Raw genomic sequence first — 15,681 nt, forward strand, 5'->3', positions numbered from 1 at the left:
GACCCGGCGGCGCGTACGTCAAACTCAAATGTCGTGCTTGCGGATGTTCTTCAGCATCTTCTGCAGTATAGCGATCAGCGCCGCATATTCGGCATCATCGACGCCGTCGAACATGGCCTCGAAGGCGTCGTGCATGGCCGGCCACGCGCGGGTGAACAGCGCCCGTCCGTCGTCGGTCAGGAACACATGGCGGATGCGGCTGTCGGTGACGCCCTGCTCGCGCCGCACCAGCCCCTGGCCTTCCAGCGTGTCGAGCGTGCGGCTCAGCGTCGATTGCTCGATCACCGTGTAGACTGACAGGTCGTTGACGGTGACGCCATCGGTGACCGAGAGCACGGCCAGCGTGCGCACCTGCGGAATGGTCAGCCCCTGCTTGCGGAAATCCTCGCGCAAGGTGGCGTTGTAGCGGCCCATGATGCGGTTCATCAGATAAGGCGCGAATTGCTGCAGGCCGATCTGGCCGAGGGTCGAGATGCGCTGGCGCTTTTCGGGAAGCTTCTGTTCCATCAGAGCCTCCCTGCCAAAAGGAAGCCGGAGCCGCCGCCGAGACCGGCGCCCGGATGGGTCGAGGCGCCGATATGGTAGAGGCCTTGGATGCCGGTCTCGTTGTTGCGGCTTGCCTTGAACGGCCGCCACAGGAAGGACTGGTCGATGGTCGACGAGCCGCCATAGGGATCACCGCCGACAAGGTTGATGTTCATGGCTTCGAGATCGGCCGGCGAGTAGGCGCGGCGCGCGATCACCGTGTCCCGGAAGCCGTCGATATGGTTGGCAAGGATCGCCTCGATCCTGTCGGCATAGGCTTCGCGCAATGCGTCGCTCCATTGTCCGTCAGCCGGTGTTTCCAATTGGCCCGCCGCATCGCCTTTGACAACGCGCGGCGCCTCGGGCAGTTGCAGCCACAGGATCGCCTTGCCCTGCGGACAGCGCGACGGGTCGAGCGCGTGCGGCTGGCCGACGCAGATGGTCGGCACCGCCGGCAGCAGGCCGCGCACCGCCTCGTTGCAGGCCTTCGATACGCCGTCGAGCCCTGGCGTCAGATGCAGCAGCGCCACCTTGTCGAGCCCCTCGCCGCGCCAGGCCGGCGGCCTGTTGAGCGCGTAATGGATCTGGAAGTTGCCCTTGCCATAGCGGTAGTCGCGCGTCGCGTCGACGTCGCGCTTCGGGGCCGCGTCGCCGAGCAGGCGACCGTAAAGCTGCGTCGGGGTGACCGAGCAGATGACGCTCTTTGCCGCCGTCAGCGTCTCGCCGGAAGCGAGCCGGACGCCAGTGGCGCGATCACTCTTCTGAATGATCGAGGCGACATCGGCGTTGACGCGGATTTCGCCGCCGCGCTCCTTGATCAGCGCCTCGAAGGCGGCGAGCAGGTTCTTCGCGCCACCCTTGACGATCGGCGCGCCGGCCGCCTCCAGCGCAAAGGCGATGACCTTGGCGATCTGGCCGGAAAAGGCGTCTTCCGGCCCGAGCCCGGCATGCAGCACCCAAGGGGCCCACAGCGCGCGGACAGTTTCCGACTTATAAGCGGTCTCCAGCCAGCCGCGCGCGGGCACCAGTGCCTCGCCGAGGAAGGCGGCAAGGTTGCGCGGGCCGCGCCGCCAGGCCTCGCCCGCCATGAGCTTCGTCGTCGGATAGGACCAGAGCGCGCCGCCCAGCAGGCCGAACAGCAGCCCGGCATTGCGTTCGATGCCGCCGACATCGCCGCCGTGGCGATCGCCGTCGCCGGAGGCGATCCGGTTCAGCGCCGCGATGTTGGCGGCGCGGTCGGTGGTGAGCACGGCATGGCTGCCGTCGGGCCTGAGCACGCCGGTGGGCGTCGTGGTGTGGCAGAACTCCAGCCCGTGCCGCGCAAGGTCCTTGCCAAGTGCTGCAAAGGCCGGCGAGGTGATGAACAGCACGAAGGTCGTCGCCATCACGTCGTGGACGAAGCCCGGCGCCGTGATTTCCTCGGTGCGCATGCAGCCGCCGATGCAGTCGTTGCGCTCGAGCACGAGCACCTTGGCGCCCTTAGCCCCGAGGATGGCCGCGCAGACCAGGGCGTTGATGCCGCTGCCGACGATGATGTGATCGGGGGCGGTCATTGTGCGCTCGCAGTCGTGAAGTGAAATTCAATTACGCTGGACAGCGTTCCTTCGCGCCCCCCTCTGTCCTGCCGGACATCTCCCCCTCTAGGGGGAGATTGGAAGTGGCGCCGGCTTTCGCCAATCGCCAACGTAGCAAGAGTAAGCGGGGCGCCGGAACAGCTAATCTCCCCCTTGAGGGGGAGATGTCCGGCAGGACAGAGGGGGGTAAGCGCCAGCGCTACAAGGCTGCCACCTCAATTCCATCGCTACTCCTTCGCCCACGAGCATGATCTTCTCCCGAAGACCGCCGCCTCGCCTATTTGCCCGGCACCAGCGCCAGCGCCCGGATCGGGCTGCCGGTGCCGTGCTCGATCTTAAGCGGGGCAGCGATCAGGATCGCGCCTTTCGGCGGCAGCTGGTCGAGGTTGCAGAGGCTGGCAAGCCCATAGCGGTTGGCCTTGTGCATCAGCGTATGCGCCGGGAATGGCGGCTCCATGCCGCCGGCCTTGCCGGCGTCGGTGCCGATCGTCTCTGAGCCCCAGCCCTTGATGTCCTTGCTGATCAGGAACTGGATGGCCTCGGCCGTCGGTCCCGGTGTATGCGGACCGGTCTCGTTGGCGTTGAGGAACTCGGCTTCCGAGCCGTTGCGCTTGTACCAGTCGGTGCGCATCACCACCCACTCGCCGGGATTGATCGCGCCGTGCTTGGCTTCCCAGGCCTTGATGTGGTCGACGGTGAGCAGAAAATCGTGATCGGCGGCGGCTTCCTTGGAGCAATCGATGACATTGACCGGGCCGACGAAATTCTGCGCCGGAATGGTGTCGGTGGCGCCGTCCGGATAGTCCTTGCCGGTGATCCAGTGCTGCGGCGCGTCGAAGTGCGTGCCCGAATGCTCGCCGAGCTTCAGCCAGTTCCAGGCCCACCACGGACCGTTCTTGTCAAATTTGGAAATGGCGTGGATCTCGATCTTCGGCGTGTCGACGGCGAGTTCCGGCGGCAGCTTGATCAGCGGCGTGTTGGGCCCAAGCGGCGCCGTCAGGTCGACCACCTTGATGGCGCCCGAAAGCAGCTGGCCGGCGACCTCGCCTAGGAGTTTTTGCGTATCCATTGTCTTCGTTCCCTCTTGTTCGTGACGATCAAGGCTCGTTGCGGCCCTTAATATCCTACTAGACGAAAACATATGCATCTGCAATTATCTTTAAGCATAAAGCATTTTGGGGCAGGGCGTGAGCGAGTTCGACGCCATCTTTGTCGGAGCGGGCCACAACAGTCTGGCCTGCGCCGCGCATCTGGCGCTCAAAGGCTGGAAAATAGCGATTTTCGAACGCGCCCAGACGATCGGCGGCGCGGTCCGGACCGCCGAATACACGCTTCCCGGCTTCCGGCACGATTTCGGCGCGATGAATCTGAGCCTGTTCGCCGGCTCGGCCTTCCACCGGAAATATGCAAATGAATTGAAAAGCCACGGGCTGGAATTCGCGCCGGTCGCCGACTGTTTCGCCAGCGCCTTCCCGGATGGCAAATGGTTCGGCGTCAGCAATGATCTCGAAAGGACCGCGTCTCGGCTGGCCGCCTTCTCCACCGCCGATGCCGCCACATGGCGCCGGCTGGTCGGCGCCTTCCCAGGTGAGGCCGAACACCTGTTCCGCCTGCTGGGCTCGCCAATGAGCGGCCGCGCGCTTGCCGGCACGGCCTGGAACCTGTGGCGCAAGAAGGGCATTGCCGGAGCGCTCGATACCGGGCGGCTGTTGCTCTCGTCACCTCGCGCGTGGCTGGAGGAAAATTTCGAGGCGCCGCATGTCAGGACCACGCTCGCCGCCTGGGGCATGCATCTCGACTTCGCGCCCGACATCGCCGGCGGCGCCGTCTTCCCTTATCTGGAATCGATGGCCAACCAGAGCTTCGGCATGGTGCTCGGCAAAGGCGGCGCCGACACCGTCATCCGTGCGCTTGCCGGTATGGTCAAAGCGGCCGGCGGCAAGATCACGACCGGCGCGGAAGTGTCGGAGATAATGGTTACCGGTGGCCGGGCGACCGGCGTGCGTCTGGCATCCGGCGAAACTCATGTCGCGAGCAAGGCCGTCATTGCCGGCGTCGCGCCGAAGGCGCTTGCGGGCAAGCTGCTGCCTGATGGCTCCGGCGACGCCGGTTTCGACGCCGCGATGAAGAAATTCCGCCATGCGCCGGGCACGATGATGATCCACCTGGCGCTGGACGTCCTGCCGGACTGGAGCGCCGGCGCCGAGCTTCGCCGGTTCGCCTATGTGCATCTCGCGCCCTCGCTCGACGCCATGTCGCGCACCTATCAGCAGGCGATCGCCGGGCTGCTGCCCGACCAGCCAGTGCTGGTCGTCGGCCAGCCGACGGCCGTCGACCCGTCGCGAGCGCCCGAAGGCAAGCATGTGCTGTGGGTGCAGGTGCGCATGCTGCCGGCAGAGATCCTTGGCGACGCCGCCGGCAAGATCGCGCCCGGCTCTTGGGACGCGATCAAGGACGCCTATGCCGAGCGCGTGCTCGACATCATCGAAAGCCACGCGCCGGGCCTGCGCAGCAAGATTCTGGGCCGCGCGATCTTCTCGCCGATCGATCTCGAGCGCGAGAATCCGAACCTCGTCGGCGGCGACCAGATCTGCGGCAGCCACCACCTGGCGCAGAATTTCCTCTTCCGCCCGGCGCGTTCCTTCGCGCGCTGGAACACGCCGGTCTCTAACCTCTACCTCACCGGCGCCGCGACATGGCCCGGCGCCGGCACGGGTGCCGGATCGGGCTTCATGCTCGCGCAGCAACTGGGAGGACGTTGAGCCGAAGAATTCCAGGATGGACACGGCGCGGTTGCCCACCAAACCTGAACTACCGACTGAAATACGCCGCGCGGACAATGACAGCCAAAAATGGGACAACCAACAAGGGGAACGACCATGACCATCAACAGACGCGATTTGCTCGGATATGGCGCCGCAGCGCTTGGCGCGGCAACGCTCGGCCTGCCGAGGGCAGCAAAGGCTGCGGACGACCTCACCATCGCCTACAACGTCAACCTGCCCTCCTGGGATCCGACGACCGGGCCATCGGCTGTCAATCCGACCATCCAGGGCCTCTACCAGTCGGTGTTCGACCAGTTCATCCCGCAGAAGCCGGACCTCTCCTTCACGCCCGGCCTGCTCACCGAATGGGGCTGGAACGATGACCGCACCAAGGTGACGATGACCGTGCGCGACGGCGTGAAATGGCATGACGGCTCGCCCTTCACCGCCGAGGACGTGGTCTGGTCGCTGCAGCGGGCCGGCGACGAGAAGACCGGCAATCCGATCCAGTTCGTCTGGAAGAACGTCGCCAACTTCAAGATCGACGGCAACAAGATCACCGGCGACGTCGTGCAGTTCGACCCGGTCTACTTCAAGTGGATGTCGTTCCTGACCGGCTACATCATGCCGAAGGCCTATTACGAGAAGGTCGGGCCTGACGGCTTCGAGAAGGCGCCGATCGGCACAGGCCCCTATATGGTCGACAAGTTCGAGCGCAACGCTTTCCTGCGGCTCAAGGCCAACCCGAATTACTGGGGCACCAAGCCGGCCTTCGAGAATGTGACGATCAAATTCGTCACCGACGCGGCGAGCCGTGTCGCCGAGATCGAATCCGGCTCCTCGCAGGTGACGCTCGAAATCCCCTATGAGGAATATGACCGGCTGATCGCCAAGGACGGGCTCGCCGGCTCGATCAAGAATGTTTCCGACATCGGCATGATCTTCTTCAACGACATCGAGGCGATGCTGGACAAGAATGTCCGTCAGGCGGCCGTCATGGCGGTGGACAAGGAGCTCTTGGTCAAGCGGCTGCTGCGCGGCTATGGCCAGCCGATCTCGACGCTGGAGACGCCGGAATACGCGGCCTTCGATGCCTCGATCAAGGTCGAGCACAATCCCGAGAAGGCCAAGGAACTGCTCGCCGCTTCCGGCTATTCGCCCAAGAAACCGGTCAAGTTCACGATACAGACGACCAAGGGCTTCAAGCCCAAGGACTATGAGATGATCCAGGCGATCGTCGGCATGTGGCGCAAGGTCGGCATCGAGGCCAATATCGAGGTCTACGAGATCGCCAAGCATTACGAATTGCGCGCCGCCGACAAGCTGGCGCCGGCCGCCTTCTACAATTGGGGCAACGCCATCGGCGATCCGACCACCTCGACCGGCTTTGCCATGTACGGCCCGAGCCCGCATTCGGTGTGGGACAGCAAGGACCTGGTCGACAAGATCAACCCGCTTTGGGGCGAGAAGGACGAGGCCAAGCGCATCGCCGGCTGGAAGGCTGTCGACAAATACATCGCCGAGCAGGCCTATGTGCTGCCGCTGATGCAATATGCACAGCCGATCGTGCACTCGAAGAAGGTCAATGTCGTGCAGCATGTGTCGGGCGCATTGCTGCCGGCGCTGATGACCCCGGCCTGATGATTGCTGAGGGGTGCGCCTACACAAAGCGCGCACCTTCTCTAACGTCGCAGGCCCCTCATCCGGCCGCTTCGCGGCCACCTTCTCCCCGGTGGGGAGAAGAGACAGGCTCAGCCGTCTGCGACCTCTTCTCCCCTCGGGGAGAAGGTGGCCCGAAGGGCCGGATGAGGGGGCGCCTCGCTTAACGGGTGATTGAAATACGCTAGGCCAGCCACGCATGCTGCTGCAGAGATTCCTCGTTCGTCTGGTGACGATGCTGGTCACGCTGTTCGGTGTGGCCGTCGTCGTCTTCGTCGTCATCCGCGTGGCGCCCGGAGATCCGATCGCCATGATGCTGCCGCCCGGCGCCAGCAATGACGACATCGCGCGGCTGCGCGCGCTCTACGGGCTGGACAAGACAATCGTGCAGCAATTCTTCATCTGGCTCGGCGGCGTGCTGCATGGCGATTTCGGCACCTCGATCTCGCTGCGCCAGGATGTGCTTGGTTTGGTCTTCAACCGGCTGCCGGCGACGCTGGAGCTCGCAACGGTGGCGCTCTTGATGGCGCTCACGATCGGTGTCACCGCAGCGATCTTCGGCGCGCGCTCGCGCGGCACGGCGATCGAGGCCGGCATCGACATCGCCAGCGGCGCGACGCTCTCCATTCCCGATTTCCTCTGGGGTCTGGTGCTGATCCTGCTGTTCGGCGTGCTTGTCCCCGTGTTCGACATTTCCGGTCGTGTGTCGCCGCAGCTCGACCTGCCCTTCGCCACCCAGTTCTACCTCGTCGAGAGCTTGCTTCGGCTGCGCTTCGACCTCACCTGGGACTTGCTCAAGCACATGCTGATGCCGGCCGTGGCCTTGGCGCTGCCGTTGGCGGCGATCATCGCGCAGCTCCTGAAACAGTCGCTGAAGGAAGTGCTCGACCTCGACTATGTCGTGCTGGCACGAGTGAAGGGCTTTTCCGAGACGCAAGTGATCCTGCGCGAGGCGTTGAAGAACGCGGCGCTGCCGACACTGACGCTGGTCGGCGTGCAGTTCACCTTCCTGATCGGCGGCACCGTCATCGTCGAGCGGCTGTTCTCCTATGAAGGGCTCGGCAACATGGCGATCGACGCCGTCATCAATCGCGACCTGCCGCTGATCCAGGGCATCGTTCTGGTCTTCGCGCTGCTTTTCGTGCTGATCAACCTTGCCGTCGACATGATGTATGCGCTGCTCAATCCGAGGCTGCGCCATGGATGAGGCCCGCAGCTCACGACGTGGCCTGAGCCCGCGGCTGTGGCTGGCCGGCGGCTGGCTGCTCGCCGCGCTCGCCGCGGCGATCTTCGCACCGCTGATCGCGCCGCAGGACCCGCTGGCGCAGGACCTGATGCTGGAGCGCCTGCCGCCCTTCTGGCTGGACGGCGCCGAGCCCGGCTACTGGCTGGGCACCGACAGCCTCGGCCGGGATCTGTTGTCGCGGCTGATCTTCGGCGGCCGCATCGCCTTCATCGTCGCCTTCGCTGCAGCGATATCCGCGTGCCTCATCGGCACTACCCTCGGGTTGATCGCCGGCTATTTCGGCGGCTGGGCCGATCGCATCGTCTCGCGCATCGTCGATGTCTGGATGGCGTTCCCGCCGGTGCTGTTCGCGATCCTTTTGGTCGCCGTGCTGGGAACGGGCCTGAGTTCGGTCATCATCGCGATCGCCGTCATAGACTGGACGCGCTTCTGCCGGGTGATCCGCGCCGAGGCAATGAGCCAGGCGCGCATGGATTATGTCGAAAGCGCGCGCATCGCCGGCTATGGCCGCACCGGCATCATGCTGCGCGAAGTGCTGCCCAACGTGCTGCCTTCCGTCGTGGCGCTGCTGTCGCTCGAGATGGGCATTGCCGTCATCGTCGAGGCGATCCTCTCCTTCGTCAATCTGTCGATCTCGACCGACGACCCGACCTGGGGCGGCATCATCGCCGAGGGCCGGCTGTCGATCCACCAGGCCTGGTGGGTGCTGGTGTTTCCGCTGGTCACGCTGATCCTCACCGTGCTCTCCTTCAGCCAGTTCGGCGAAGGGTTGAAGACGCGCTTCGATCCGGTGCTGCGATGAGCGCGTGCCTCGAAATCCGCTGCTTGAGCGCCGTGCTGCCCAACGGCCAGCGTGTGCTGCGCTCGGTCTCGCTTGCCGTACAGCCGGGCGAGGTCCGCGCGCTGGTCGGCGAGAGCGGCGCCGGCAAGACGATGATCGGCAAGGCGGTGCTCGGCGTTTTGCCGAAAAGCGTGCGCATCGTCGAAGGCGAGATGCTGATCGAGGGCGAGGATCTCGGCCGCCTCGACGCAAAGGCGCGGCGAACATTGATCGGCGCGCGCACGGCGCTGATCCCGCAGGACCCGCTCACCGCGCTCAACCCATCGCGCCGCATCGGCCCGCAGACGACCGACCGCTTGGTGCGCATTCTCGGCTGGAGCGGCGAGAGGGCCGGTCAACGCATCCGCCAACTGCTCGACGAGGTGCAGATCCGCGATCCCGAGCGTGTGCTGAAAAGCTATCCGCACGAGCTTTCCGGAGGCATGCGGCAGCGCGTGCTGATCGCGGCGGCGTTCGCGGCGGAGCCACGGCTGATCATTGCGGATGAGCCGACGACGGCGCTGGACGTGACCGTGCAGAAGCAGATCCTGCGGCTGATCGCGCAATTGCAGCGCGACCACGGCACGGCGATCCTGTTCGTCACCCACGATCTCGGCGTCGTCGCCAAGATCAGCCAAAAAGTGTCGGTGCTTTATGCCGGCAAGGTGGTCGAGGAAGCCGAGACCGCGGCGCTCTTCGCATTACCGCAGCATCCCTACACGCGGGCGCTGATGCTAGCCACGCCGCGCTACACCGATCCATACGCATCGCTGAGGCCGGTGGACGAGACCGTGCTCGCCGGGCTCACGGCTGAGATCGCCGCCGCCGACAAGGCATGGAGGCCGGCCCATGGCTGAGCCGTTGTTTTCCGTGCGCGGGCTGAAAGTGGCGCTGCCCGACATGACGCGCAAGCCGCTGGTCGGCCGCGCGCCGCTGGCCGAAATCCTCAAGGGATTGGATTTCGACCTGCCTAAGGGATCGGTGACCGGCATCGTCGGCGAATCCGGCTCGGGCAAGTCGACGCTCGGCCGCGCGCTGGTCAGGCTGATCGAGCCGAGCGCCGGCTCGATCAACTTCGAGGGTCGCGACATCAGCCATCTTTCGGAAGCCGAGCTCAGACCGCTGCGCCGCGACCTGCAGATGATCTTCCAGGATCCGATGTCGTCGCTCAATCCGCGCCATACGATCTTCAACATCATCGCCGCGCCGCTCAGGCAGAACGGACTTGGCGACAGGCTCAAGGAACGCGTGACGGAAGCCTTGCAGCGCGTCGGCCTGCCGCAGAATTTCGCCAGCCGCTACCGACACGAGCTGTCCGGCGGGCAACGCCAGCGTGTCGGCATCGCACGGGCACTGGCGCTGTCGCCGAAATTCGTGCTGGCCGACGAGATCGTCTCCGGCCTCGACGTCTCGACGCAGGCGCAGATCCTGACGCTGCTGGAAAAGCTCGCGGCCGAGATGGGGCTGACAGTCGCCTTCATCAGCCACGACCTGTCGGTGATCCGGCGGCTCTGCCGGCAGGTCATCGTCATGCGCGAGGGCAGGATCGTCGAGGCGAGCGCCACCGACGCGCTGTTCGACAACCCGAAGGAGGCCTACACGCGCGACCTGCTCGCCGCCATTCCGCTGCCCGAGATCGACGCGGACTGGTTGCGGCCCAAGGCGCCGGCATGAAGTGAGTTTCGATATCCGCATGCCGACCAGCGGGCCCGGACATGCGCGATGACAAGTCAGCCCGCCAATGGAGGGTGACATGAAATACGCAATCCAGGCGGCGATCTTCGCAGCCACTTTGTTCGGCTCAATGGGAGCGGCCTCGGCCGACTCGATCCCCGGCATGCGCGGGCACGACCATACCGGCGTTACCGTGCCCGACATGAAGCAGGCCGTCGATTTCTTCACCAATGTCGTCGGCTGCAAGAAGGCGATGTCGTTCGGCCCGTTCGCCGACGATAAGGGCACCTTCATGCAGGACCTGCTCGGCGTCGATCCCAAGGCGGTCATCGAGGAGATCACCCAAATCCGCTGCGGCTATGGATCGAACATCGAACTGTTCAAATACACCGCGCCCGACCAGAAGGACGCGACACCCAAGAACAGCGACATCGGCGGCTATCACATCGCCTTCTATGTCGACGATGTCGCTGCGGCCAAGGCCTATCTCGAGGCCAAGGGCGTCAAGACCAGACTGGGCCCGCTGCCGGTCAAGGAAGGCCCGGCCGCCGGCCAGACCATCCTCTATTTCCAGGCGCCTTGGGGCCTGCAGCTCGAAGCAATCAGCTATCCCGACGGCATGGCCTATGAGAAGGGCGCCGAGACGGTGCTGTGGAGCCCGAAGGATCCTGCCAAGTGAGCTGAGCCGCGGTGCGCGCTGGCGATTGTTCAATTATAAAACTTCAAGCTTGAAATAATTGCCCGCTGGCGCGATACTGACGTCCGGAACCATCGGCCTTGCCGGCGGTTCCGGATGCGAAGAGGAGATCGCAAGACATGAAGGTTGCGGTTCTCGGCGGCGGACCGGCCGGACTCTACTTTGCCATCTCGCTGAAGCTGCGCGATGCCGCGCATGAGGTGACGGTCTACGAGCGCAACCGCCCGGACGACACGTTCGGCTGGGGCGTGGTGCTGTCGGCCGAAACGCTGGAGAACCTGACCAGGAACGACCCGGTCAGCGCCGTCTGGATCAAGAAGCATTTTGCCTATTGGGACGACATCGCCGTCATCCATGACGGCGTGCGCACGGTGTCCTCCGGCCATGGCTTCTGCGGCATCGGCCGCAAGCGGCTCCTGATCCTTTTACAGCGGCGGGCGCGCGAGCTCGGCATCAAGATGATGTTCGAGACCGATATCTCGGACCCCAAGCCCTTCATGGAAACGCATGATTTGGTGGTCGCGGCGGACGGGTTGAACTCGAAGTCGCGCGCGGCCTTCGCCGATGTCTTCAAGCCCGACATCGACACCCGCAAATGCAAGTTCGTCTGGCTCGGCACCACGCAGAAATTCGACGACGCCTTCACCTTCATCTTCGAGAAGACGGAGCATGGCTGGGTGTGGGCGCATGCCTACCAGTTCGACAGCGAGACCGCGACGTTCATCGTCGAATGCAGCGAGCAGACTTGGGCTGCCTTCGGCTTCGGGCAAATGACGCAGCAGGAATCGATCGCGGTCTGCGAGCGCATCTTCAAAAAGCATCTCGGCGGCCATCCGCTGATGACCAACGCCAACCACATTCGAGGTTCGGCCTGGATCAACTTCCCGCGCGTGCTGTGCGAGCGCTGGTCGTACAATAACCTGGCGCTGATGGGCGATGCCGCGGCTTCGGCGCATTTCTCGATCGGCTCCGGCACCAAGCTCGCGCTGGAAAGCGCGGTGGCGCTCGCCGACTATGTCGAGTCCGAGCCCGACCTCGAAGCCGCCTTCCGCAAATACGAGGATGCGCGGCGCACCGAGGTGCTCAAGCTGCAGTCGGCGGCACGCAATTCGCTCGAATGGTTCGAGGAAGTCGAACGATATCTCGGACTCGATCCGGTGCAGTTCAACTATTCGCTGCTTACCCGCTCGCAACGCATCAGCCACGAGAACCTTCGGCTGCGCGACGCCGAATGGCTGACGGGCGCCGAGGAATGGTTCCAGCGCAAGGCCGGCGCGGGCGGCAATATGCTGCGCCGCGCGCCGATGTTCGCGCCCTTCAAGTTGCGCGACATGACGCTCAACAACCGCATCGTCGTCTCGCCGATGGCGCAGTACAAGGCGGTCGACGGCTGCCCGACCGACTGGCATTTTGCCCACTATGCAGAACGCGCCAAGGGCGGCGCGGGGCTCCTCTATATCGAGATGACCTGCGTCAGCCCCGAAGGCCGCATCACGCCCGGATGCCCCGGCTTCTACAAGCCCGAACATGAGGTAGCCTGGAAGCGCCTGGTCGATTTCGTCCATGCCGAGACCGAAGCGAAAATCTGCGCCCAGATCGGCCATTCCGGCGCCAAGGGGTCGACCCGCCTCGGCTGGGAAGGAACGGACGAGCCGCTGCCCTCCGGCAACTGGCCGGTGATGGCGCCGTCGGCCGTGCCATGGTCGCCGCAGAACCAGGTGCCGAAGGCGATGGACCGCGCCGACATGGACGTTGTTCGCGACCAGTTCGTCGCGTCGGCAGAGATGGCCGAGCGCTGCGGCTTCGACATGCTGGAGATCCATGCCGCGCACGGCTATCTGCTTTCCGCCTTCATCACGCCGCTGACCAACAGGCGCACCGACGACTATGGCGGCTCGCTGGAGCACCGCATGCGCTATCCGCTGGAGATATTCCATGCCGTGCGCGCGGTGTGGCCGGCCGAGAAGCCGATCTCGGTGCGCATCTCGGCCAATGACTGGGTGGGCATCGAAGGCGTGACGCCCGCCGACGCGGTCGAGATCGCCAGGCTGCTGCATGAGGCCGGCGTCGACCTCTGCGACGTCTCGGCCGGCCAGACCACCATCGCCGCCAAGCCGGTCTATGGCCGCATGTTCCAGACGCCGTTCTCCGACCGCATCCGCAATGAGGTCGGCATGGCGACGATGGCGGTCGGCAACATCTATGAGCCAGACCATGCCAACTCGATCCTGATGGCCGGGCGCGCCGATCTGGTGGCGCTGGCCAGGCCGCATCTCACCGATCCCTACTGGACGCTGCACGCGGCGGTGACCCTCGGCGACCGCGGCGTCAAATGGCCGGATCCCTATCTGCGCGGGCGCGACCAGATCTATCGTCTGGCCGAACGCGAAGCGGCGGCGGGGCTGAAGGTATGAGCGCTTTTATGTTTTCACGTCGGCGCTGCCCCTCATCCGCCTGCCCGTCCTCCGCAGCAGCTGCGCTGCAGCTGCGGAGGGTGGACCGGCACCTTCTCCCCGTGAAGGACGGGGAGAAGGGACGCGCTCCAGCGCTGGTGACCCCCTCTCCCCGTTCTTCACGGGGAGAGGGTAAGGGTGAGGGGCAGCGTCTGCGTTCGAGGATGGACTCATGATCGCCGGTCGACATGCCCTCGTCACCGGCGGCGGTTCCGGTGTCGGCAAAGCCATTGCGCTGGTGCTGGCGGAAGCCGGCGTTACCGTCACCATCTGCGGGCGGCGCGAGGCTGCCCTTGCCGAGGTCGCGAAGGAAAACGACCGCATCTTCGCCATCGCCGCCGATGTCACCGATGAGGCAGAGATGGCGACCCTCTACGAGAAGGCCGAGGCGGCGCGCGGACCGTTCGATATCGTCGTCGCCAATGCCGGCATGGCCGGCAGCGCGCCGGCGCACAAGACCGCGCTGGTCGACTGGCGGCGGACACTCGACGTCAACCTGACCGGCGCGTTCCTGACGGTGAAGCCGGCGCTGGCAGGCATGCTGGCGCGCAAGCAGGGGCGCATCGTCTTCGTCGCCTCGACCGCCGGCCTGAAAGGCTACGCCTATGTCGCGCCTTACGTCGCGGCCAAGCACGGCGTCGTCGGGCTGATGCGGGCTTTAGCCGCCGAGACCGCCAAGTCAGGCGTGACGGTGAACGCAGTCTGCCCGGGTTTCGTGGAGACCGACATGCTGGAAGAATCCGTCCGGCGCATCGTCGAGAAGACCGGGCGTTCCGCCGATGACGCCCGCGCGAGCCTTTCAGCGATCAACCCGCAAGGGCGTTTCATCCAACCGGAGGAAATTGCGGCGGCGGTGCTCTGGCTGTGCAGCGATGCCGCGCGATCGATCACCGGACAGGCGATCTCAGTCTCGGGAGGCGAGACATGGTAGCGGGACCGACATCCGCCGGACCGGGCAAGGACAGGCTGCGCCTGTGGATACGCTTGCTGCGCGCCTCGCGCACCATCGAGGCCGAGCTACGCGAGCGGCTGAAGAAGGAGTTCGACACGACACTGCCGCGCTTCGACGTGATGGCGGCGCTCTACCGGTCGCCGGAAGGCATGCTGATGAGCGACCTGTCGCGCTTCCTTTTGGTGTCGAACGGCAATGTGACGGGCATCGTCGACCGGCTGGTTTCGGAAGGCCTTGTGACGCGGGCGCGCCGCAACGGCGACCGCCGCACCTCGATGGTGCGGCTGACCCAGGAAGGCTCGAAGTCCTTCGCGGCAATCGCCGCCGCGCATGAGAGCTGGGTCGGCGAGCTGCTCGGCACTGTCAGCGAGGACGAGGCGCGCCGGCTGACCGGCATGCTGAAATCGTTCCGCAGCAATTGGGAAGGACGCGAATGAGCAAGATAGCCAACCTCAAGCCGAAGCACTTCCTCTGGCAAGTGGAAGGCAGGATCGCCAGGGTCCGGCTCGACCGTCCCGAACGCAAGAACCCGCTGACCTTCGACAGCTATGGCGAGCTGCGCGACACGTTTCGCGATCTCGTCTATGCCGAGGATGTCGACGCCGTGGTGTTCCTGCCCAATGGCGGCAATTTCTGCTCGGGCGGCGATGTCCACGACATCATCGGGCCGCTGGTCAAGATGGACATGAAGGCGCTGCTTGCCTTCACGCGCATGACCGGCGACTTCGTCAAGGCGATGCTCAATTGCGGCAAGCCGATCATTTCGGCGGTCGACGGGGTTGCGGTCGGCGCCGGCGCCATCATCGCCATGGCCTCCGACATCCGCATCGCGACGCCGCAGGCAAAGACGGCGTTCCTGTTCACCCGCGTCGGGCTTGCCGGCTGCGACATGGGCGCTTGCGCGATCCTGCCGCGCATCATCGGCCAGGGCCGAGCGGCGGAGCTGCTTTATACCGGCCGCACGATGAGCGCCGCCGAGGGCGAGCGCTGGGGTTTTTACAACCGCCTGGTCGATGCGGCGGCGCTCGAGGCCGACGCGCTCGACATGGCGGCGCGCATCGTCTCCGGCCCGACCTTCGCGCACGGCATCACCAAGACGCAGCTCAATCAGGAATGGTCGATGGGCCTCGACCAGGCGATCGAGGCCGAAGCGCAGGCGCAGGCGATCTGCATGCAAACCGGCGATTTCGAGCGGGCGTACAAGGCGTTCGTGGCGAAAGAAAAGCCGGTGTTCGAGGGGAACTAGCGATGATCGGTTTTCGCCCAGGCACCCCCCTCTGGCCTGCCGGACATCTCCCCAGCAAGGGGGGAGATTG

14 protein-coding genes are annotated in these 15,681 nt (G+C 65.1%); 11 read left to right on the forward strand and 3 right to left on the reverse strand.

Features of this window, described 5'->3' with window-relative positions; all coding sequences use genetic code 11:
- Positions 1–24 precede the first annotated feature (24 nt).
- From EJ071_RS00940 to EJ071_RS00955, 3 genes are all read right to left on the reverse strand, one after another.
- The gene (locus tag EJ071_RS00940) at positions 25–507 is read right to left on the reverse strand and encodes a MarR family transcriptional regulator (RefSeq protein WP_126096391.1); all 483 of its coding nucleotides are present in this window, start codon (positions 505–507) and stop codon (positions 25–27) included.
- Positions 507–2,078, reverse strand: a complete 1,572-nt coding sequence (locus EJ071_RS00945; RefSeq protein ID WP_126096392.1) for an NAD(P)/FAD-dependent oxidoreductase — start codon at positions 2,076–2,078, stop codon at positions 507–509. The genes EJ071_RS00940 and EJ071_RS00945 overlap by 1 nt, the downstream gene beginning before the upstream one ends.
- Positions 2,079–2,376: 298 nt before the next feature.
- Positions 2,377–3,168 carry a cyclase family protein gene (locus EJ071_RS00955; protein ID WP_126096394.1) on the reverse strand — a complete coding sequence of 264 codons (792 nt, stop codon included), beginning with the start codon at positions 3,166–3,168 and terminating at the stop codon, positions 2,377–2,379.
- Positions 3,169–3,286: 118 nt separating this feature from the next.
- Between EJ071_RS00955 and EJ071_RS00960 the strand changes: the two genes are divergently transcribed.
- The 11 genes from EJ071_RS00960 to EJ071_RS01015 all read left to right on the forward strand — a co-directional run bounded on the left by EJ071_RS00960 (position 3,287) and on the right by EJ071_RS01015 (position 15,611).
- Positions 3,287–4,861 carry an NAD(P)/FAD-dependent oxidoreductase gene (locus tag EJ071_RS00960; protein WP_126096395.1) on the forward strand — a complete coding sequence of 525 codons (1,575 nt, stop codon included), beginning with the start codon at positions 3,287–3,289 and terminating at the stop codon, positions 4,859–4,861.
- Between the two features lie 117 nt (positions 4,862–4,978).
- Positions 4,979–6,505: an ABC transporter substrate-binding protein gene (locus tag EJ071_RS00965; protein WP_126096396.1), complete on the forward strand. Its 1,527-nt coding sequence runs from the start codon at positions 4,979–4,981 to the stop codon at positions 6,503–6,505.
- Positions 6,506–6,722: 217 nt separating this feature from the next.
- Complete coding sequence (locus EJ071_RS00970; RefSeq protein WP_126096397.1) at positions 6,723–7,730, forward strand: ABC transporter permease; 1,008 nt, start codon at positions 6,723–6,725, stop codon at positions 7,728–7,730.
- Positions 7,723–8,571: an ABC transporter permease gene (locus EJ071_RS00975; protein WP_126096398.1), complete on the forward strand. Its 849-nt coding sequence runs from the start codon at positions 7,723–7,725 to the stop codon at positions 8,569–8,571. Before EJ071_RS00970 ends, EJ071_RS00975 begins: the two co-directional genes overlap by 8 nt.
- On the forward strand, positions 8,568–9,446 hold the full coding sequence (locus tag EJ071_RS00980) for an ABC transporter ATP-binding protein (RefSeq protein WP_126096399.1): 879 nt from the start codon (positions 8,568–8,570) through the stop codon (positions 9,444–9,446). Before EJ071_RS00975 ends, EJ071_RS00980 begins: the two co-directional genes overlap by 4 nt.
- On the forward strand, positions 9,439–10,263 hold the full coding sequence (locus EJ071_RS00985; protein WP_126096400.1) for an ATP-binding cassette domain-containing protein: 825 nt from the start codon (positions 9,439–9,441) through the stop codon (positions 10,261–10,263). Before EJ071_RS00980 ends, EJ071_RS00985 begins: the two co-directional genes overlap by 8 nt.
- Before the next feature lie 79 nt (positions 10,264–10,342).
- Positions 10,343–10,942 carry a VOC family protein gene (locus tag EJ071_RS00990; RefSeq protein ID WP_126096401.1) on the forward strand — a complete coding sequence of 200 codons (600 nt, stop codon included), beginning with the start codon at positions 10,343–10,345 and terminating at the stop codon, positions 10,940–10,942.
- A 137-nt stretch (positions 10,943–11,079) separates the two neighbouring features.
- Positions 11,080–13,374, forward strand: coding sequence for a bifunctional salicylyl-CoA 5-hydroxylase/oxidoreductase (locus EJ071_RS00995; protein WP_126096402.1), 2,295 nt, complete (start codon positions 11,080–11,082; stop codon positions 13,372–13,374).
- Positions 13,375–13,585: 211 nt separating this feature from the next.
- Positions 13,586–14,344 (forward strand): SDR family NAD(P)-dependent oxidoreductase, encoded by a 759-nt coding sequence (locus EJ071_RS01005; RefSeq protein ID WP_126096403.1) that lies wholly within the window; start codon positions 13,586–13,588, stop codon positions 14,342–14,344.
- Positions 14,338–14,802: a MarR family transcriptional regulator gene (locus tag EJ071_RS01010; protein ID WP_126096404.1), complete on the forward strand. Its 465-nt coding sequence runs from the start codon at positions 14,338–14,340 to the stop codon at positions 14,800–14,802. The genes EJ071_RS01005 and EJ071_RS01010 overlap by 7 nt, the downstream gene beginning before the upstream one ends.
- Positions 14,799–15,611, forward strand: coding sequence for an enoyl-CoA hydratase family protein (locus EJ071_RS01015; RefSeq protein ID WP_126096405.1), 813 nt, complete (start codon positions 14,799–14,801; stop codon positions 15,609–15,611). Before EJ071_RS01010 ends, EJ071_RS01015 begins: the two co-directional genes overlap by 4 nt.
- Positions 15,612–15,681 lie beyond the last annotated feature (70 nt).

Origin of the sequence: Mesorhizobium sp. M1B.F.Ca.ET.045.04.1.1 (assembly GCF_003952465.1) — a bacterium.
In the GTDB taxonomy this organism is placed as follows: domain Bacteria; phylum Pseudomonadota; class Alphaproteobacteria; order Rhizobiales; family Rhizobiaceae; genus Mesorhizobium; species Mesorhizobium shonense.

Bases quoted from the DNA above. Each gene is read 5' to 3' on its own strand.
- EJ071_RS01005 (WP_126096403.1), top strand. From the start codon at position 13,586: ATGATCGCCGGTCGACATGCCCTCGTCACCGGCGGCGGTTCCGGTGTC.
- EJ071_RS00975 (WP_126096398.1), top strand. From the start codon at position 7,723: ATGGATGAGGCCCGCAGCTCACGACGTGGCCTGAGCCCGCGGCTGTGG.
- EJ071_RS00980 (WP_126096399.1), top strand. From the start codon at position 8,568: ATGAGCGCGTGCCTCGAAATCCGCTGCTTGAGCGCCGTGCTGCCCAAC.
- EJ071_RS00990 (WP_126096401.1), top strand. From the start codon at position 10,343: ATGAAATACGCAATCCAGGCGGCGATCTTCGCAGCCACTTTGTTCGGC.
- EJ071_RS00955 (WP_126096394.1), bottom strand. From the start codon at position 3,168: ATGGATACGCAAAAACTCCTAGGCGAGGTCGCCGGCCAGCTGCTTTCG.
- EJ071_RS00965 (WP_126096396.1), top strand. From the start codon at position 4,979: ATGACCATCAACAGACGCGATTTGCTCGGATATGGCGCCGCAGCGCTT.
- EJ071_RS00970 (WP_126096397.1), top strand. From the start codon at position 6,723: ATGCTGCTGCAGAGATTCCTCGTTCGTCTGGTGACGATGCTGGTCACG.
- EJ071_RS00995 (WP_126096402.1), top strand. From the start codon at position 11,080: ATGAAGGTTGCGGTTCTCGGCGGCGGACCGGCCGGACTCTACTTTGCC.
- EJ071_RS00985 (WP_126096400.1), top strand. From the start codon at position 9,439: ATGGCTGAGCCGTTGTTTTCCGTGCGCGGGCTGAAAGTGGCGCTGCCC.
- EJ071_RS00940 (WP_126096391.1), bottom strand. From the start codon at position 507: ATGGAACAGAAGCTTCCCGAAAAGCGCCAGCGCATCTCGACCCTCGGC.
- EJ071_RS01010 (WP_126096404.1), top strand. From the start codon at position 14,338: ATGGTAGCGGGACCGACATCCGCCGGACCGGGCAAGGACAGGCTGCGC.
- EJ071_RS01015 (WP_126096405.1), top strand. From the start codon at position 14,799: ATGAGCAAGATAGCCAACCTCAAGCCGAAGCACTTCCTCTGGCAAGTG.
- EJ071_RS00945 (WP_126096392.1), bottom strand. From the start codon at position 2,078: ATGACCGCCCCCGATCACATCATCGTCGGCAGCGGCATCAACGCCCTG.